The sequence below is a fragment of the uncultured Tateyamaria sp. genome (assembly GCF_947503045.1).
In the GTDB taxonomy this organism is placed as follows: domain Bacteria; phylum Pseudomonadota; class Alphaproteobacteria; order Rhodobacterales; family Rhodobacteraceae; genus Tateyamaria.
In genome coordinates, this window is the sequence record NZ_CANNCF010000004.1 from 156723 (window position 1) to 173758 (window position 17036).

Annotated in this window: 20 protein-coding genes; 8 read left to right on the forward strand and 12 right to left on the reverse strand. The window is 60.7% G+C overall.

The annotated features are described in order from the left end of the window. Positions 1-14 precede the first annotated feature (14 nt). From Q1A89_RS17000 to Q1A89_RS17020, 5 genes are all read left to right on the forward strand, one after another. Complete coding sequence (locus tag Q1A89_RS17000) at positions 15-1748, forward strand: ATP-binding protein (protein WP_299731036.1); 1734 nt, start codon at positions 15-17, stop codon at positions 1746-1748. Further along, the gene (locus Q1A89_RS17005) at positions 1745-2974 is read left to right on the forward strand and encodes a sigma-54 dependent transcriptional regulator (protein ID WP_299731039.1); all 1230 of its coding nucleotides are present in this window, start codon (positions 1745-1747) and stop codon (positions 2972-2974) included. The genes Q1A89_RS17000 and Q1A89_RS17005 overlap by 4 nt, the downstream gene beginning before the upstream one ends. 248 nt (positions 2975-3222) lie before the next feature. After that, the gene (locus Q1A89_RS17010; protein ID WP_299731042.1) at positions 3223-4224 is read left to right on the forward strand and encodes a DctP family TRAP transporter solute-binding subunit; all 1002 of its coding nucleotides are present in this window, start codon (positions 3223-3225) and stop codon (positions 4222-4224) included. Between the two features lie 93 nt (positions 4225-4317). Then, on the forward strand, positions 4318-4998 hold the full coding sequence (locus Q1A89_RS17015; protein ID WP_299731045.1) for a TRAP transporter small permease: 681 nt from the start codon (positions 4318-4320) through the stop codon (positions 4996-4998). 3 nt (positions 4999-5001) lie between these two features. Then, the gene (locus Q1A89_RS17020; protein ID WP_299731048.1) at positions 5002-6378 is read left to right on the forward strand and encodes a TRAP transporter large permease; all 1377 of its coding nucleotides are present in this window, start codon (positions 5002-5004) and stop codon (positions 6376-6378) included. A gap of 93 nt (positions 6379-6471) precedes the next feature. On the opposite strand, the gene tpiA is transcribed toward Q1A89_RS17020, so the two are convergent. The 4 genes from tpiA to Q1A89_RS17040 form a co-directional block, all read right to left on the reverse strand. Then, positions 6472-7218: a triose-phosphate isomerase gene (tpiA, locus tag Q1A89_RS17025; protein ID WP_299731051.1), complete on the reverse strand. Its 747-nt coding sequence runs from the start codon at positions 7216-7218 to the stop codon at positions 6472-6474. Between the two features lie 126 nt (positions 7219-7344). Then, positions 7345-7668 (reverse strand): TfoX/Sxy family protein, encoded by a 324-nt coding sequence (locus Q1A89_RS17030; protein ID WP_299731054.1) that lies wholly within the window; start codon positions 7666-7668, stop codon positions 7345-7347. A 1-nt stretch (position 7669) separates the two neighbouring features. Beyond that, a complete protein-coding gene (locus Q1A89_RS17035) occupies positions 7670-8047 on the reverse strand; it encodes an iron-sulfur cluster assembly accessory protein (protein ID WP_299731057.1) in 378 nt (125 codons plus the stop codon). 16 nt (positions 8048-8063) lie between these two features. After that, on the reverse strand, positions 8064-8933 hold the full coding sequence (locus Q1A89_RS17040) for a LysR family transcriptional regulator (RefSeq protein ID WP_299731060.1): 870 nt from the start codon (positions 8931-8933) through the stop codon (positions 8064-8066). 35 nt (positions 8934-8968) lie between these two features. Between Q1A89_RS17040 and Q1A89_RS17045 the strand changes: the two genes are divergently transcribed. After that, positions 8969-9163, forward strand: coding sequence for a hypothetical protein (locus Q1A89_RS17045; RefSeq protein ID WP_299731063.1), 195 nt, complete (start codon positions 8969-8971; stop codon positions 9161-9163). 72 nt (positions 9164-9235) lie between these two features. On the opposite strand, the gene Q1A89_RS17050 is transcribed toward Q1A89_RS17045, so the two are convergent. Further along, positions 9236-9598: an SUF system Fe-S cluster assembly protein gene (locus Q1A89_RS17050; RefSeq protein ID WP_299731066.1), complete on the reverse strand. Its 363-nt coding sequence runs from the start codon at positions 9596-9598 to the stop codon at positions 9236-9238. A 256-nt stretch (positions 9599-9854) separates the two neighbouring features. On the opposite strand from Q1A89_RS17050, the gene Q1A89_RS17055 reads away from it, so the two are divergent. After that, positions 9855-11237 carry a DUF3179 domain-containing (seleno)protein gene (locus Q1A89_RS17055; protein WP_299731068.1) on the forward strand — a complete coding sequence of 461 codons (1383 nt, stop codon included), beginning with the start codon at positions 9855-9857 and terminating at the stop codon, positions 11235-11237. Here Q1A89_RS17055 and rimK read toward each other — a convergent pair. The 7 genes from rimK to Q1A89_RS17090 form a co-directional block, all read right to left on the reverse strand. Next, positions 11234-12610 carry a 30S ribosomal protein S6--L-glutamate ligase gene (gene rimK, locus Q1A89_RS17060; protein ID WP_299731071.1) on the reverse strand — a complete coding sequence of 459 codons (1377 nt, stop codon included), beginning with the start codon at positions 12608-12610 and terminating at the stop codon, positions 11234-11236. The genes Q1A89_RS17055 and rimK overlap by 4 nt on opposite strands. Before the next feature lie 191 nt (positions 12611-12801). Further along, the gene (locus Q1A89_RS17065; RefSeq protein WP_299731074.1) at positions 12802-12987 is read right to left on the reverse strand and encodes a hypothetical protein; all 186 of its coding nucleotides are present in this window, start codon (positions 12985-12987) and stop codon (positions 12802-12804) included. A 102-nt stretch (positions 12988-13089) separates the two neighbouring features. Next, complete coding sequence (locus Q1A89_RS17070) at positions 13090-13578, reverse strand: methyltransferase domain-containing protein (protein ID WP_299731077.1); 489 nt, start codon at positions 13576-13578, stop codon at positions 13090-13092. A gap of 530 nt (positions 13579-14108) precedes the next feature. Beyond that, on the reverse strand, positions 14109-14459 hold the full coding sequence (locus tag Q1A89_RS17075; RefSeq protein ID WP_299731080.1) for a Rid family hydrolase: 351 nt from the start codon (positions 14457-14459) through the stop codon (positions 14109-14111). Then, on the reverse strand, positions 14456-15112 hold the full coding sequence (locus tag Q1A89_RS17080; RefSeq protein ID WP_299731083.1) for a hypothetical protein: 657 nt from the start codon (positions 15110-15112) through the stop codon (positions 14456-14458). Before Q1A89_RS17080 ends, Q1A89_RS17075 begins: the two co-directional genes overlap by 4 nt. 44 nt (positions 15113-15156) lie before the next feature. Beyond that, positions 15157-15465, reverse strand: coding sequence for a hypothetical protein (locus Q1A89_RS17085; RefSeq protein ID WP_366524505.1), 309 nt, complete (start codon positions 15463-15465; stop codon positions 15157-15159). A gap of 131 nt (positions 15466-15596) precedes the next feature. Then, positions 15597-16202, reverse strand: coding sequence for a TetR/AcrR family transcriptional regulator (locus Q1A89_RS17090; protein ID WP_299731086.1), 606 nt, complete (start codon positions 16200-16202; stop codon positions 15597-15599). Between the two features lie 77 nt (positions 16203-16279). On the opposite strand from Q1A89_RS17090, the gene Q1A89_RS17095 reads away from it, so the two are divergent. After that, a complete protein-coding gene (locus Q1A89_RS17095) occupies positions 16280-16954 on the forward strand; it encodes a glutathione S-transferase family protein (RefSeq protein WP_299731089.1) in 675 nt (224 codons plus the stop codon). Positions 16955-17036 lie beyond the last annotated feature (82 nt).

Here is a 17036-nt window from a genome sequence, read left to right on the forward strand (position 1 = left end):
ATAGAGTGCGATCCATGGTGGATGGCTATCTCAGACGCACCGTCGTAGTGCTGGGTTTTGTCGCAATTGTCGCGGCCGCAGCGGCAGGCGTCTGGCGCTATGGCTACTTTCAGGCGCTGGACCAACTGGCGCGGCAGGGGCGGTCGGATCTGGCACTGGCCAGCGACCGGCTGACGGGGCAGTTGCAGCGGTACCGCGAATTGGCGGTGCTGGTGGCCGATCACCCGCAGGTCGGGGCGATGCTGGCGGGCACGCCCGTCGGGGATGTCGAGGCGCTGCTGCTTGAGATCGCCGACAAATCCGCCGCCGAGGATATTCTGCTGACCGATGCCGCAGGCGCAGTGCTGGTCCGGGCCAGCCCCGAACAGGCGGGAATCGAGATTGGCCCGCTGGTGCGCCGCGCCGCACAGGGCGCGCTGGGTTGGGGCAACGGGCAGACCCCGGACGGGGATCGCATCTTTGCCTATGCGGCCCCGGTGTTTGACAGCAATTCCAAAGTGTTGGGGGCCGTCGTCGTCACCGCCGACCTTGCAGCCATTGAACTCGATTGGGTCGGCTCGAACCCGGCGGTGTTTTTCACCAACGCGGCAGATCAGGTGTTCATCACCAACCGTTCCGAAATCGTGTTCTGGGAACGCCCCGAGGACGCGCCGGGCCTCATGCCGCGCGACGGGCCTGCGCTGCCCTTTGACAGCTATATGCTGGGCCGGCACGAGGTCTGGCAAATGGGCTGGGGGCCGTATCTGCCGCAAAACGCGCTGCATCTGGTCCGCCCCTTGCCGGTGATCGGCATGTTTGGCGAAGCACTTGTGGATGTGGCCCCGGCGCGCCGTTTGGCGACCTTGCAGGCAGCGGCGGTGGCGGGGCTGTGCCTTGCCTTCGGGGCGCTCTTGTTTCTCGCGACCGAGCGGCGGCGCACGCTCAGCGAGGCCAATGCCCAGCTTGAGGCACGGGTGGCCGAACGCACCGCGGCGCTGCTGGCCTCCAACACCGAATTGCGCCACGAGGCGATCGAGCGCGAAGAAGCCCAGACCGCCCTCAAACAGGCGCAGGCCGATCTGGTGCGCGCAGGCAAGCTGAGCGCGCTGGGGCAGATGAGTGCCGGGCTGGCGCACGAGTTGAACCAGCCGCTGATGGCGATCCAGACCTTTGCCGAAAACGCCGTTTCCTTCCTTGAACGGGACAAACCGGCGCGCGCCCGCGACAATCTGGGCCGGATTTCGGACATGGCGCGGCGTATGGGGCGCATCATCAAGAACCTGCGTGCCTTTGCCCGACAGGAAAGCGAACCAGCGGTGCGCGTCGATCTGGTCGATGTGCTGCAAAGTGCGGTGGAACTCACCACTCCCCGGATGCGGCGCGAGGATGTGACGCTGGACTTTGCCCCCCCGGACACGCCCATCTGGGTGTCCGGGGGTGAAGTGCGGCTGGGCCAGGTGTTTGTAAACCTGATCAGCAACGCGGTCGACGCCATGGCGGGGGGCGAGGCGCGCGTGCTGACCATTACGTTTGACGGCCCCGTCGTTACGATCAGCGACACAGGGCCGGGCATTGCGGCGCCCGACCAGATCTTTGATCCGTTTTACTCCACCAAAGAGGTCGGCGCTTCCGAAGGGATGGGGCTGGGCCTGTCGATCTCGTATGGCATCGTGCAAAGCTTTGGCGGCGACATTCAGGGCCGCAACGGCGATGTGGGCGCGGAATTTGTCGTGGCCCTCACCCCGTGGACACAAGAGGCGGCAGCATGAGCGCGCGGGTTCTGGTCGTGGATGACGACGCGGCGGTGCGCGAAGCACTGGCGCAGACGCTGGAGCTGGCCGACCTCGATCCTGTCACCGCAGGGTCGTTCGTGGTGGCCAAGGATCACATCACCGCGCAATTTGACGGCGTGATCCTGTCCGACATCCGTATGCCCGGGCGCGACGGCTTTCACCTGCTCGCCCATGCCCGCCGCGTGGACGAGGACCTGCCGGTGATCCTGCTCACAGGCGAGGGCGACATTCCGATGGCCGTGCAGGCGATGCGCGACGGGGCCTTTGGGTTTCTGGAAAAACCCTGCGCGCCCCGTGACTTGCTGGCCGTTCTTGAACGCGCGCTCAAGACCCGCGCGCTGGTGCTGGAAAACCGCCGCCTGCGCGATCTGGTGGAAAGCGGCGATCCGGCGGCGCGGATGCTCTTTGGTCAATCCGAACAGGCCGAGAGCCTGCGCGCGCGCGTGCGCCGGGTCGCTACGCTCGAAACCGAAGTGCTGATCACCGGCGCGCCCGGCACCGGCATCTCCAAGGTGGCCGAGGTGATCCACCTCAGCTCATTGCGCTCCAAGGCACCCTTTGTGAAACGCGCCGCCGCCGATCTGGGGCCCGAAGGCCTGGGCGAGGCGCTTGAGGCCGCAGCTGGGGGCAGCCTGTTCCTCGACGAGGTCTCGCAATTGCCGGCTGCCAGCCAGTTGACCCTGCTGGAAGTGCTCGAAACCGGGCGTGCCACCCGGTTGCTGGCGGGCAGCACGCGCGATCTGCGTGCCGCAGTGGAAGAGGGCGCGCTGAACGGCGATCTCTACTACCGGCTCGAGGTGATGCCGGTGCGCATTCCCTCACTCAGCGAACGGCCCGAGGATATTCCGGTGCTGTTTCGTCACTACGTGGCGCAAGCCGCCGAGCAGGCCGGGCTTCAGCCGCCCGAAATCGGTCCGGATCACATGGCGGGCCTGATGGCGCAGGACTGGCCCGGAAATGCGCGTTCGCTGATGAGTGCGGCGATGCGCTTTGTGCTGGGCATGCCCGAAGACAGCGCCAAGGCTGCGGACATGGGGCTGGCGGATCAGATGGCGCGGGTGGAACGCTCGCTCCTGATTGCGGCACTGGGGCGGCAGAACGGCCATGCCAGTGCGGCGGCACAGGCGCTCAAACTGCCGCGCAAGACGTTTTACGACAAGCTCGCGCGGCACGGGATTCGGGCTGAAGACTATCGGCGCTAAACTGTGCGGATTTCCGCACATGGGTGCGAAAGGCCGTGCGAAATTTCGCTCATCCCGTGTCGAGTTTAATCCAAAACACATCAAGAATAATCTGTAACGCACTGTAAAACAACAATACCATGATCCACAACTCTTGGTTAAAATTGCGCGTTTTGCATCCCGTCCAAAACTTGATCAAATGACCGTGACGCCGCGCAGATCATGTGCGGCGCGGAACTGCCAACCATAATCTCTGGGAGGAGACCCTAATGAAACTCATGACCGCTGCCGCAACGGCATTGGCCCTGACTGTAAGCGCGGGCGCTGTTGCCGCCGCTTGCGACGATGGCGAAATCGTCATCAAGTTCAGCCACGTGACCAACACCGACAAACACCCCAAGGGCATCGCCGCCTCACTGCTGCAACAGCGTGTGAACGACGAGATGAACGGCACCGCCTGCATGGAAGTGTTCCCGCAGTCGACGCTTTATAACGATGACCAGGTCCTTGAGGCGCTGCTGCAGGGCGACGTGCAGATGGCCGCACCGTCCCTGTCCAAGTTCGAGCAGTTCACCAAAGTGTTCCGCATCTTCGATCTGCCTTTCATGTTCAAGAACATCGCAGCGGTCGATGCGTTCCAGAAATCGGAATCCGGCGAGGCGATGAAAGCGTCGATGACCCGTCGCGGTCTGCTGGGCCTCGAATTCTGGCACAATGGGATGAAGCAGATGTCGGCCAACAAGCCGCTGAACCTGCCCACGGATGCCGCTGGCCTCAAGTTCCGCGTGCAGCCCTCTGACGTGATCAAGGCGCAGATGGAAGCGATCGGCGTCAGCCCACAGCCGATGGCCTTCTCCGAAGTTTACGGCGCGCTGCAAACCGGCGTTGTGGACGGTCAGGAAAACACATGGTCCAACATCTGGGGCCAAAAGTTCTTTGAGGTGCAGGACGGCATCACAGAGACCAACCACGGCATCATCGACTATATGGTTGTGACCTCCACTGACTGGTGGGACAGCCTTGATCCAGCCGTGCGTGACCAACTGGCCACAATTCTTGAGGAAGTCACCGTTGCACGTAACGCGGAATCCTCCAACGTGAACGAAGCGGCCAAAGCCTCGATCATCGAAGCAGGCGGCGAAGTGCGCGCGCTGGACGCCGACACCCGCCAGATCTGGGTCGATGCGATGAAACCTGTCTGGTCGCAATTCGTGGACGATGTCGGCCAGGACAACATCGACGCAGCCCAGGCGATCAACGCCGGTTTTTAGATCACGGCGTGATCTGAACCAATGCCCGGCCCCTGTTGCGGGGGCCGGGTCCGCGTGCCGCCAACCCGCGCGGCACTATGGGAGGGGAGCCCCATGTCATCACATTATCAGCCCAAAACGGCCCTTGGCCGCATCGTGAACGAGATCGAGGAAACGGCCATCGCGCTGATCCTCGCCTCGATGACGATCCTGACCTTCATCAATGTCGTGCTGCGTTATGGCTACAAGACAGGCCTTACATGGGGGCTTGAGGCGGTGAGCTTTCTCTTTGCCTGGCTCGTGCTGTTCGGCGCCTCCTATGCGGTCAAGGTGACGGCACATCTGGGTGTGGACGCGGTCATCAACCTGTTTTCCCCGCCCGTGCGTCGCATCATTGCGTTGGTGGCGGCGGCGATCTTTGTCTTTTATGCGATGCTTCTGATGAAAGGGGCTTGGGATTACTGGGCGCCTTTTGCGGGCTTTGATGTGACCTCGGGGCGCTGGTTCCCCACCGGCTTTACGCCGACCCGTGATCAGGCCTGGTACGAGGTGCTTGAAGTGCCGATGCTCGAGTCGTTGCGCTGGATCGAGCCGATCATGAACGAGGGTGAGGCGTACGAGAAAATGCCCCGCTTCATCCCTTACGCCGCGTTGCCATTTGGCATGGCTCTGTTGCTCTTCCGGGTCATTCAGGCCGCCATCCGCATCTTCAAGGGCGAGGCAACCAGCATGATCGTCAGCCACGAGGCCGAAGACGAGGTCGAGGCCGTCAAACACATGAACGAAGGCGCATAAACCATGGAAGTTGCAATTCTTTTCGCCCTCGTCATTGGGCTGATGCTGATCGGTGTGCCGATTGCCGTCTCGCTAGGCATGTCGTCGATCCTGTTCCTGCTGGTGCTCAGCGACACGTCGCTGGCCTCGATCGCACAGACCCTGTTTCAGGCGATGGCCGGACACTACACGCTGCTTGCGATCCCGTTCTTTATTCTGGCCTCGACCTTCATGTCGACGGGCGGGGTGGCGCGGCGGATCATCCGCTTTTCGATCGCGCTTGTCGGGCATTATCCGGGTGGGCTCGCCATCGCGGGCGTTGTGGCCTGTATGATGTTTGCGGCCCTGTCGGGGTCCAGTCCGGCCACGGTTGTGGCCATCGGCTCCATCGTGATCGCGGGCATGCGGCAGGTCGGCTATACCAAGGATTTCGCGGCAGGGGTCATCGCCAACGCAGGGACCCTTGGTATCCTGATCCCGCCGTCGATTGTGATGGTGGTCTATGCCTCGGCCACGGACGTGTCCGTGGGGCGGATGTTCCTGGCCGGTGTGATCCCGGGCCTGCTTGCGGGCACCATGCTGATGATCACAATCTACATCATCGCCCGCGTGCGCAATCTGCCCAAGGGCGACTGGCTTGGCTGGGGCGAAGTCTGGAAATCGGGGCTTGCGGCCTCGGGCGGTCTGTTCCTGATCGTAATCATTCTGGGCGGCATCTATGGCGGCATCTTTACCCCGACCGAAGCGGCGGCGGTGGCGGCGGTCTATGCGTTCCTGATCTCGGTCTTTGTCTATCGCGACATGGGTCCGCTCAAGACGCCGGACGGTGAAGCGAACCATTCGCTGTTTACCAAACCCTGGGCGCTGGTGACCGCGTTTTTCCACCGCGACACCAAGAACGCGCTGTTTGATGCGGGCAAGCTGACCGTGACCCTGATGTTCATCATCGCCAACGCGCTGATCCTGAAACACGTGCTGACGGATGAGCAGATCCCGCAGAAGATCGTGGGCATCATGACCGATGTGGGCTTTGGCCCGATCACCTTCCTGATCATTGTGAACGTCATTCTGCTGATTGGCGGGCAGTTCATGGAGCCGTCGGGCCTGCTGGTCATCGTAGCACCCCTTGTGTTCCCCATCGCCATCGAGTTGGGGATCGATCCGATCCATCTGGGCATCATCATGGTGGTGAACATGGAGATTGGGATGATCACGCCGCCGGTGGGTCTGAACCTGTTTGTGACCTCGGGGGTCGCCAACATGCCGATGATGTCGGTGGTGCGCGCAGCGCTGCCGTTCACCGCCGTGCTCTTCGTCTTCCTGATCATGGTGACCTATATCCCGATCATCTCAACGTGGTTGCCGACGCTGATGATGGGGCCGGAGATCATTGTGAGGTGATTTCGCCTGCGGCGGGCGGGGAAGGGGGGCGCTGCCCCCCTCGGCCTTGCGGCCTCACCCCCCGGAGTTTTTCGGGCCAAGTGAAGGTGTGATCTAGGCTTTGGCCAGGGCGTCGATGATGGGTTGGAAGTCTGCCGCCTTGAGGGAGGCACCGCCGACCAGCGCGCCGTCTACGTTTTGGGCGGTGAAGATTTCGGCGGCATTGGTGGGTTTGACCGAACCGCCATAGAGGATGCGGATCTTGTCGCCCTCGGCGCCGAAGCGGGCCACAAGCCGGTCGCGGATCATGTCGTGGGTTTCGATGATCTGTTCGAGCGTCGGCACGCGGCCCGTGCCGATGGCCCAGATCGGTTCATAGGCAATCACCAGCGTCTCGCCTGTTGCCCCATCGGGCATGGAGGCGTCCAATTGGGCGGCGATGATGTCGAGTGTGTCGGGGCCCATGCGCTCATCCTCGCTTTCGCCGATGCACAGGATCGCCAACAGGTCTGCAGCCCAGGCGGCCTCGACCTTGGCGCGGATATCGCTGTCTGCCTCGTGATGGTCCGCGCGTCGTTCCGAGTGGCCCACGATCACGGCACTGGCCCCGGTGTCCTTGACCATCTGGGCCGAGATGTCGCCTGTATGCGCGCCCTTGGGTGCGGCGTGGCAATCCTGACCGCCGATGCGGACGGGGCTGTTTTGGGTGACCTCCACCGCCTGGGACAACAGCGTGGCGGGGGGGCAGATCAGGATGTCGGGACCTGCGTCGGGCTGAGCCGCGGCGAGAGTGGAGAGTTCCTCCATCAGTTCGGCATTGCCGTTCATTTTCCAGTTGCCCGCTGCCAGTGATCGCCGCATCTGTCCGCTCCCATTTTTCAAACGTCCCGCGCGGCTTAGCATTGCGGCTGTACCTGCGCTAGGGCTGCGTTACGCGGCTGATGGTCGATGGGGTCAGGGACGGCACCCATGCAACCGCGACCAACCTCACAAATGGGAAATCGCCGCGCGGGCCAGATCAACCGCCTCGCTTGCATCATCCAGCGCGCTGTCGGGCAGCGCCCAGTAGGGCATCGAGGCGGGCGGCTTGCCGTCGCGCTGATAGGTCCAGCGCTCCATCCCCATGGCGTCAAAACGCGCCTGCATCTCGCCCTGACCTTTAAGCATGATGCGCCCGTCGCTCATCATCACCGCAAAGATGGCGCCGTCCAGATAGAGGCCCAGACCGCCAAACATCTTGCGGGTGGTGACGGGGCCAACATCGGAAAACAGATCGACGGCAAAGGCGATTTCTTCCGCCGAAAGGGCCATGTCAGGCGTTGCGCTCGGCGCTGAGGGCCTCGACATCCTTGAAGCTGATGGATTCACCACAGCCACAGGCGTCAGACACATTGGGGTTGTTGAACTTGAACCCGGATTCCAGCAGCGAGGTTTCATAATCGATCTCGGTGCCAAACAGAAACATCTGCGCCATCGGCGCGATCAGGATGCGCGCGCCGTCCTGTTCGACCACCTCGTCATTGGGGTCGGGAGCGTCGACATATTCCATCGTGTATTCCATGCCCGCACAGCCGCCCTTTTTCACGCCGATGCGCAGGCCGGAATGGCCCTCTTTCTCCATCAGGCGAAAGATATGCGCGGCGGCGCGGTCGGTGATGCTGACGGCCTGTTTGCCGGGGATCGAGAACATGGAATGTGGCCTGTTGTTATCCTGCGCCCAAGGTAAGGTCTGGGTCGGTCGCGCGCAAGGGGCGCGGGTGACGCAGGCCAAGGGCGAGGGCATCAAGGGCGGCGCGGATCGCCGGGTCGTGCCGGGTGTCCTGATGGCAGACCAGCCATTCTTCGGAGGTAAGGGCATCAATCACGTCGCTGACCCGGATGAGGTCCGGCACGCAATCCCCTGCAAAGGTTGGCAAAACCACCCGGCCCACACCGCTGCGGGCAAGGGCGAGGCGGATGGTGGGTTCGTTTGATACCGCGACCATATCATCCCCGTGATGGGCCACGGTCCAGGCCTCGGACGGCAGGGTGGCGGTGTCATCGCTGGGCCCGATCCAGCCAGTGACGCTGTCAGCGACCGCGTAGGCGGCGTGTTCGACTGTGCCGGTGCGCCGACCGGCCAGCCAGGGATGGGTGGGACGGCGATTGCGCACGCCGATATCGACCTCGCGCCGCTCGATATCCAGATCGCGGTTACAGCTGACAAATTCCGGCATCCAGGGCGCGTCGGGCGACCAGTAGTCAGTCAACGTGCGCGCCAGCCGCTCAGAGGTCCATGTCCCGGCAGACACCCGCACGCGGGGTGGGCCGGACTGTGCGGCGGACCAGTGGGCGATGTCACGGGCGGCGGCTTCCATTTTCTTGGCGCGGTCCAGCAGGGCGCGCCCTTCGGCGGTCGGGGTATAACCACTTGACCCGTGCACAAACAACCGCCGTCCCGTGCGTTGTTCCAGCGCGGTCATGCGCCGCGACAGGGTCGCCTGGCTCAGCCCGCTTTCGCGCGCCGCCCCGGCAAGGGAGCCTGAGCGGGCCACAGCCGCGAACAATCCGAAATCTGTCCAATCGGTGATTTTCATAAATGAAAGCATAGCTGCGGTCTTGGGGTCTGACAATGGCGCGCGGTCTCTGTCAGATTGGGGACAGCGTGAAAGGAAATGTTATGAAACACCCATATAAATCACTGGAAATGAACAGCATCTATGCGCAGGAACAAATGCTGTTTGCAAAAATGCAAGACGCAGACCAAATCCGCAAACGCAAACAACGGCGGCGGCGGATGTTGATGTGGGTTTTGCGCCGCCTGTGAGGGCATGAAAAAAGGGCCTCCCACGGATGTGGGGGCCCTGTTTTGTTGGCATCGCGCCCGGTCTGTCGAAATTTACATGAACCCCAGTTCGAGGCGCGCCTCGTCTGACATCATCTCCATTCCCCAGGGCGGTTCCCAGGTCAGGTCGACATCGACATGTTTGACGCCCGGCAGCGGCTCAACCGCATCCGCCACCCATCCGGGCATTTCACCAGCCACCGGGCAGCCCGGCGCGGTGAGGGACATCACGATTTTGACCTCGTTTTCCTCATTGATATCAATGGTGTAGATGAGGCCAAGTTCGTAGATATTCACCGGAATCTCAGGGTCATAGACCGAGCGACACGCCTCGACAATCGCCTCGTGCAGCGGGTGATCGGTCGAAGACGGCGCAATCAGCGGCGTGCCTTCAAGGCGGTCATTGGGTTGGTTCATCTCGGGCCTCGCGCGGTTCCTGACTGTTTAGATAGGGAAATGGGTCGCGCGCGTAAAGGGGTGCGGCGCGCAAAGCCTGCGAAAGGGGCAATGGACATGCCCGGCTGATCACCAAAGGTTCATTGGAAATTGATTTGTGGCACGGCCTGCTTTGGCGACATGCTGGCGCGCAGAATGCAACGGTGCGCGTGCAGGCGCAAATGGCCCCCAAGGTGGGGCAGGTCTGCGCGCTGTCGCTATTTGAAAGGCTGCTTTGATGACCAGATTGTTCCCGTCCCTGATCCGTACCCTGATGGGGGCCGCGATCCTGTCCCTGCCCATATCTGCGGGCGACCCGGCCCATGCCCAAGCTACGACCTTGCCCGATTACGTAACGGCAGAATACGGACAGCCACCTTCTGTCCCCGACGGCCCGCTGCCCGACACGCTGCGCTATGCGGTGCAGGTGGTGTTCGAGGACAGTCTGGAACAGTCGATCTGGGGCCGCGACCAGCAGCTTGCCCTGACCGAGATTGCCGAGTCCGGTGATCCGCGGCTGGGTTGGATCATCAGCGACATGATGCGCTTTACCTGGCGCACCTCCTTTGACGACGCCCTGGCATCGGCCGCCGCCCAGTTGTTGCAGATCGAATATGACGGCCCGCAGCGCTGGGGCATCATCACCGACCACCTGATCGCATGGGACATCCCGGCCTATCCCGATTACCTCACCTCCAAGCGCGCGATTTTCACCAATTTTGTGCCCGGCTGGGAGCGTATCTTTGTCGAAGGCGACATCGACTGGCGCATGGTGTCCTGGGGCGGCGTGCTGATCGACGACCGGCCCTATGACACGACGGACGACGTGTGCAACTGCATCCCGGCTGCCGACAACCCCGAGGTCAGCAGCGCCGAAGAGGCGACGTGGCTCGACGATGACGACATCGTCTTTGGCGTCGAGGTGAACGGCGCATACCGCGCCTATCCCCGCCAGATCATGGAAGTGCGCGAGATGGTCAACGACACCCTTGGCGGGCGCGACCTTGGCATTCCCTACTGCACGCTTTGCGGGGCGGCGCAGGCCTATTTCACCGACGGTCTGCCCGAAGGGGTCGAACGCCCCATTTTGCGCACCTCCGGCCTGCTGATCCGGTCCAACAAGGTGATGTATGATCAAGTGACCTATTCGGTCTTTGACACCTTCTTGGGTCACGCCGTGACCGGCCCGTTGGCCGAAAAGGGGATCAAGCTGGAACAGGCCACCGTGATCACCACCGACTGGGGCACATGGAAAAAAGAGCACCCTGAAACCACCGTGCTCCTGGAACGTTACGCGCTGGGGCGGGATTTTGATTTCCGCAACGGGCGGGACGCAAACGGGCCGATCTTTCCGGTGGGCGATGTGGACCCGCGCCTGTCCGTGCATGAGGACGTCATTGGCGCCATCACCGCCTCGGGCACGCCGGTCGCCTTTCAGCGCAGCACGGCACTGGCCGCCCTGCGCGACGGGGCCGAAGTGGCGGTGGAGAACGTCAGACTGGAACTCGACGCAGGCGGCATCCGGGCCGTTGGCGTGGACGGCAGCGATCTGGGCAGCCATCAGGCCTTCTGGTTCGCGTGGTCGCAGTTCCACCCCGACACGCTGCTCTGGATGCCCTAGGTCCGCTTGCGCACGGGGCGCGGACGCACACGCGCCTCGACCATGTCATAGACCAGCCCGACAATGTCCTTGCCCGTGGCCTTTTCGATCCCCTCAAACCCGGGCGAGGAGTTAACCTCAAGTACCTTGGGCCCGTTTTCCGAGCGCAGCAGATCCACGCCCGACTTGCCCAGACCAAAGGCACGGGCGGCGCGCACGGCGGTCTCGCGCTCTTCCTTGGTGATGCGCACCGACTTGGCCGAGCCCCCGCGATGCAGGTTCGAGCGGAAATCGCCCTCCGCCCCGGTCCGCTTCATCGCAGCGACCACCTTGCCATCCACCACAAGACAGCGAATGTCCTCGCCCGCGGCCTCTTTGACAAAATCCTGCACCAGAAAATTGGCGCGCAGGCCTCGAAAGGCGTCGATGACGGATTCGGCGGCCTTCTTGGTCTCGGCCAGCACCACACCCTTGCCTTGCGTGCTTTCCAGCAGCTTCACGATCACCGGGGCTGAGCCGACCAGCCCAAGGATGTTGGCGGTGTCATGCGGGCTCGCGGCAAAGGCGGTGGTGGGCATGCCGATCTTCTTGCCCGCCAATATCTGGTGCGCATGCAGCTTGTCCCGGCTGGCGGTGATGCCTGCGCTGCCGTTCACGCAATAGGTGCCGATGGTTTCGAACTGGCGGATGATCGCGGTGCCATAAGAGGTGACGGACGCCCCGATGCGCGGGATCACCGCGTCATAGCGCGGCAGGCGCTTGCCGTCATAGTGGACCTCGGGGGCCATGGCGTTGATCGCCATGTAACAGCGGGTGGTGTTGATCACCTCGACCGTGTGGCCGCGCGCCTCGCCGACCTCGACCAGACGGCGGGTGGAATAGTTGTCCTCGCGGCTGAGGACGGCAATGCGCAGACTGCGCTTGGGGGCGGCCTTGCGCATGGCGGCCGAATGATAGACCTCATAGCCCAACTCGGGCTGCAGCCGCTTTTCACTGGCGGTGATGGTGATGTGATCGGCCAGCGCCTGACGGCCCAGCAACATCCGCGAGGTCATGGAGGAGCGGTTGGTCAGCGTCACCTCAATGGGCCATAGCTGTCCGGCCACGTCCAACTGCGTTTCAATCACATAACGCAACTCGGATTCGCCGTTGGACGAGGTCACCTCGCGGCGGTCCAGAATGGGGGCCGAACAAGTGATCGACACATGGTTTTTCCCGGCAATGGGATGCACGTTAAAGCGCACCTTGGGCGTCTTGGCCGGCCCGAACACTTCGATGTCATGGGCATGCAGCGCCGAGGTCCGCGCGCCGGTGTCGATCTTGGCCTTGAGCGCAGGCAAGCCCAGTTCGGGCAACGCAACCCATTCTTCCCAGCCGAAATTGAGTGTGTCCATGTCGGTGTCCTTTGGTGCTGAACGCACGTGGCTAGCACGTCCCGCAAGGTGTGGCCAGTTGGAGATAAGGCAAGAGCGTCAGGCGACGACCCCGGCCATGTGCGCGGAACAAACCGACCAGCACAGGTGAATGTACCAGTGTCAGGCGTCCCGCTGACAGCGCTCGGGCCAAGTTCAAGGCGACCCGCAGCCTAGGCCTTGATGGCACTCATGCGATAATAGGTGAGGGAAAAGAAAAACCGCCCCGCACGCGCAAGCTCCACTTGTTCGTCAAACCACGCCTGCGTCTCCGCCGCGTCCATATGGCCGTTATCCGCCGCATAGCGCGACATCAAATGCATCAACATGAACGCAATCCCGTCGGGGCGCAGTGTCACGTCACAAAAGGTAAACGGTTCAACCTCAATCGCGGTGAACCCAGCATCGCGGGTCAGCCCCGACCAAAGCGCAGCTACCCGCGCCTCGGTATAATGGTGATCCTAGGCCGCCTGCACGCGCTGCATGCGCTCGGGGTGGTCCGAGAACCAATCCAGCGTCCCGCAGCCCGTGTCCACCGCCACAAAACGACCCCCAACGCGCAACACACGATACGCTTCGCGAATGGCCGCGGGGATGTCGGGCAGATATTCCAGCACTTGCACGGCGACGGCCTTGTCGGCCTCTCCATCTGCCAAGGGCAGCGCATCGGCCAGCCCATCCTGAATGTGAACGGACGGGTAGGCGGCACAGCGCGTGTTCGCGGCCGCGCGCATGTCCGTGCTCGGATCAACACCGATCACCCTGCCTGTCGGGCCAATGGCCCGCGCGATGTCCTCGCTCAGCAGCCCATTGCCACACCCGATATCAACGACCCCATCGCCTTGGGCCAGATGCAGCGCATCAAAGGCCTTACGCCTGCGCCGCGTAACGTCACTGCCTTGATATGCGGTTTCGAGCAGCTTGGTTGTGTCTTCATCAAATTGGAGCATGGGTCGGTGTCTATTGGGTTTTCAAAAATGCGTGGGACCACCAAATATCAAAATCCGGCCCATGGATAGCGTGTATTCACTGAGCCGCGCAGTTGCCGGACCGGACGGTGGACTGGCGATATGGCGCTCTTGGCGAACAGAGGGTCGGGAAGATGAGCCTTGCTGCCGTAAAGCGCATTGGCACCTAGGCCGGATCGCCACCCCAAGGGTTGTCGATGGCACGGCTTGTGGTGGTGTGCGGGTTAAGGCAAAATTGGTTTTTTAATGCGCGTACAATGTCGGCTTTGCGGACAAAGCTGCCATACGCTTTCTAGCCTTCGCTGACGCAGCATATGTTCGCAGTCGCGGCAAATTTTATGTTGCGCTGCAGTGGCTTTCGCCAGAGCAGCCATTCAAAGTGGTTTTGGAAGCTCGATTTCAATCCGCTTCTTCGCTGGCAGGCCGCTTTTGCGACGGCCGTCTGTATCCACATTGTCAAGAAGCACTTATTGATGATGCGCTGTGTAAAAGTAATAGCGGATGATTTTCGCCTACCCGGCTGCGGTAATGTCAATCTCGATCTTGTAGTGCGGATGCCCTAGCGCCGCGACGACAACCAAAGTCCAGAGAGGAAGGTATTCGCCAACGCCCTCACGATGCACCTGAACGTAGTCCGGAATACTCTCTTCCCCGACGATATAGCTTGTGACTTTGACGACATTCGCAACGCCAAAGCCCTTCTGTTCGAGAATGGCCAACACGTTTGCCCACGCGATCCGGGCCTGTTCTCCGATGCTTTCGGGGCAGGTTCCGTCCGCCCTTTCACGTGCCACAAGCTGATACCCAAGCCTCTGATAGAGCCGAACTGCTCGCTTGTTCTGGCTGTAGACCTGAATGCTCATTTCCCGGAAGCCGTTTGCCTACGCCAACTCTTCTGCCGCCGTAAGCAGTTGCGAACCAATGCCGCATCAATGGGGTTATGGCCAGAGTAAGAAGCGTCTTGGGCTTTTTCTTTGTCCATCGGGTGATCTTCAAACGTGTAGGTCGCGCTCAGACCCCAGAAATCGTTGAAGCCCAACGTGGTCTGGATCAGACCGCCATCAAATTCAGCGTATGGGCCGGTTGCGCCAGTCACGGGGCGCAGGTTGGCCTTGCCGATATCTGCGATTTCAGTGCCTTGCGTAATGATTGTTGCGCCGTCTTCAAAGGCAAAGACTTGCCGACTGATGACCCACACACCTGTCGTGGCGTTCCCGCCTTCGCCCACAAAATAGCCATCGCAAGTCCAAGTGCCCAGAACCAGCTCTGGGAAAGCGGGGCTGCCGTCTTCGAGAACGCCGACAATTCCATCGGCAAGTGTGCCTTCGGGGTATATGTAACCCTGGCTGACGAAAGCGTTGCCGTGCGCGGGCATCCCGTTTTCGTGCACGGGCGCTGCCGCCATATGGATACGGGTATGATCTTCGGCCACGTCAAATGCCGTCGGGGCGTCCGCTTGTACAAAGCTGGTCATTGTTAAGATCAGGGCAGAGGAAGAGATAAGTGTTTTCAGCATCGGAGCTGTCCTTTCAGGGAGAAGTTATTGGGAGTGGTTAGAAATTAAGCCGCCGAGCGGGCGTGATCGTGCCCGGCAATGCAGCCCACATGCCGATGATCAGTGCCGCAACAGCCACCAATCACACGGATGTTCGGGAGGAGCGCAAGAAGCTCCGCGCTGAGTTGACCAAGCTCGACCGGATCACCGGCATCCAATACCTCGGCCTCGTCCAGCTCGGCATGGCTCATCCGCGAAGCATTGGAGCGAAGACCGCCAATGCGCAGCGTCCATGCCTCAGACGTGGGGCTTTTGACGATGATCATGATCGTGGCGATGAACCTCCAACCCGACCTCGACAACGTCTTTTTCATAAGTTTTCAGTTAACCGCCCTAATTGCCATTGTAGGGATAGCATGGCAGTGGCGGCCCTTTGAACGGATAGATGCAACAACATCGTAGGTGTGCGGCGTCCTTCTATAGCAGAACTAAACACCGATAACTGTCACTCTTGTGGAGACTTAGCATGGCTTTGATTCAGGAACATATCCAGCATGGCCTCTAACCTCGGGCAACCGCTGACGTTATCGTTTTTCTCCTCAAACATTCCGGTTAGCCTAAGGTCGGTGTAGCCGTGCACCATGGACCACAAAGCAATTGCAACGGTTTCGACGTCGCGTTCAGGGCACATTCCCGCCCCTGCAATTTCGGCGCAACATGCATCGTAAAATTGATCCATGACGTCGAGCAGTTGCGGGTCGTTATGGTTGACCAATCCAGTGTGCCAAAGCAACCGATAGCGGTTCGGATACGCCATTGCGTACTCGAAAAGCACAATTGCGAAGACTGAGACGCGCGTGCTGGCGGGTAGGTTCTTGTTGCTCAGTTTCTCTTGGACAGAAGCCAAGAGGTCTTTGAACAGAATTGTCGCAAGTGCAGTGAGAAGTGTCTCTCTATCTTTGTAGTGATTGACCGGAGCGGCATGAGAGACCCCGACTTGCCGCGCGATAGCTCTGATCGTAACCCCGTCGGGCCCATGTTGATCCAGAAGAATACCTGATGCGTCCAGCAATGCCTGCTTCAAGCTACCGTGATGGAAGGGTTGTTTCATTTTCATCTGATCATATTGACAGCGTCAATTACTATGTCAATATTGACAGCGTCAACTTAATAGAATGGATCGTCATTATGGCATATAAAGTTCTTGGAAACCCGCTGTCACCGTTCACCCGAAAGGTGGTTTTGTTCGCGTCTGAGATGGGCCTGAGCATCGATCTAAAGCTGGTAAATCCTTACGCTCCGCCGGAAGGTTTTGAGGCAATCAGCCCACTCAAACGTGTGCCAGTTCTCCAGACAGATGATTTTACCTTGAATGACAGCTCAGCCATTTGTGCGTATCTCAATGCGGTACACCCCGCTAATGCAACGCTCTTTCCGAAAGAACCCAAACATCTAGGGCATGCTTTGTGGATCGAAGAGTATGTGGACACCGCGCTATTTTCTGAGATTAGTGAAGGAGTGTTCAGGCCCATTTTTATCAACGAGATGCGAGGGCGGCCTATTGATGCAAAGACTGTGCAGGCGTCGGTTGCTGAACATCTGCCCCCTTTGTTGACCTATCTGGAGACACAAATTTCAGGAAAAGACTGGTTTTGCGGGGACGCAATTTCGATTGCAGATGTATCAGTTTACTCTCAATTGGCGAACTTACAACATTCCAAGTGCCTGCCAGACGAAAGCCGCTTTCCATATCTAATGAAGCACTTTGAGCGGGTGTTCTCACGTCCTGTCGCCACCGAACTGTATGAGGCTGAGCTGCTCTATCTCAAACAGGCGCGTGCCAGTTTACGGTCGTCAGCCTGACCCTCCGACCGGTAGACGGGAGGTGGGTTTTGCATTTAGCAAACGCATAGGGCAACTGGTTAGCCAAATCGCGGCGTATTGA

Excerpts from the sequence above, each read along its gene's own strand:
- rimK (WP_299731071.1), bottom strand. The coding sequence starts at position 12,610 with ATGGACACACTCAATTTCGGCTGGGAAGAATGGGTTGCGTTGCCCGAA.
- Q1A89_RS17030 (WP_299731054.1), bottom strand. The coding sequence starts at position 7,668 with ATGGCCCTTTCGGCGGAAGAAATCGCCTTTGCCGTCGATCTGTTTTCC.
- Q1A89_RS17040 (WP_299731060.1), bottom strand. The coding sequence starts at position 8,933 with ATGAAAATCACCGATTGGACAGATTTCGGATTGTTCGCGGCTGTGGCC.
- Q1A89_RS17080 (WP_299731083.1), bottom strand. The coding sequence starts at position 15,112 with ATGCTGAAAACACTTATCTCTTCCTCTGCCCTGATCTTAACAATGACC.
- Q1A89_RS17035 (WP_299731057.1), bottom strand. The coding sequence starts at position 8,047 with ATGTTCTCGATCCCCGGCAAACAGGCCGTCAGCATCACCGACCGCGCC.
- Q1A89_RS17085 (WP_366524505.1), bottom strand. The coding sequence starts at position 15,465 with ATGAAAAAGACGTTGTCGAGGTCGGGTTGGAGGTTCATCGCCACGATC.
- Q1A89_RS17020 (WP_299731048.1), top strand. The coding sequence starts at position 5,002 with ATGGAAGTTGCAATTCTTTTCGCCCTCGTCATTGGGCTGATGCTGATC.
- Q1A89_RS17075 (WP_299731080.1), bottom strand. The coding sequence starts at position 14,459 with ATGAGCATTCAGGTCTACAGCCAGAACAAGCGAGCAGTTCGGCTCTAT.
- Q1A89_RS17045 (WP_299731063.1), top strand. The coding sequence starts at position 8,969 with ATGGCGCGCGGTCTCTGTCAGATTGGGGACAGCGTGAAAGGAAATGTT.
- Q1A89_RS17050 (WP_299731066.1), bottom strand. The coding sequence starts at position 9,598 with ATGAACCAACCCAATGACCGCCTTGAAGGCACGCCGCTGATTGCGCCG.
- Q1A89_RS17055 (WP_299731068.1), top strand. The coding sequence starts at position 9,855 with ATGACCAGATTGTTCCCGTCCCTGATCCGTACCCTGATGGGGGCCGCG.
- Q1A89_RS17095 (WP_299731089.1), top strand. The coding sequence starts at position 16,280 with ATGGCATATAAAGTTCTTGGAAACCCGCTGTCACCGTTCACCCGAAAG.
- Q1A89_RS17015 (WP_299731045.1), top strand. The coding sequence starts at position 4,318 with ATGTCATCACATTATCAGCCCAAAACGGCCCTTGGCCGCATCGTGAAC.
- tpiA (WP_299731051.1), bottom strand. The coding sequence starts at position 7,218 with ATGCGGCGATCACTGGCAGCGGGCAACTGGAAAATGAACGGCAATGCC.
- Q1A89_RS17070 (WP_299731077.1), bottom strand. The coding sequence starts at position 13,578 with ATGCTCCAATTTGATGAAGACACAACCAAGCTGCTCGAAACCGCATAT.
- Q1A89_RS17005 (WP_299731039.1), top strand. The coding sequence starts at position 1,745 with ATGAGCGCGCGGGTTCTGGTCGTGGATGACGACGCGGCGGTGCGCGAA.
- Q1A89_RS17000 (WP_299731036.1), top strand. The coding sequence starts at position 15 with ATGGTGGATGGCTATCTCAGACGCACCGTCGTAGTGCTGGGTTTTGTC.
- Q1A89_RS17010 (WP_299731042.1), top strand. The coding sequence starts at position 3,223 with ATGAAACTCATGACCGCTGCCGCAACGGCATTGGCCCTGACTGTAAGC.
- Q1A89_RS17090 (WP_299731086.1), bottom strand. The coding sequence starts at position 16,202 with ATGAAACAACCCTTCCATCACGGTAGCTTGAAGCAGGCATTGCTGGAC.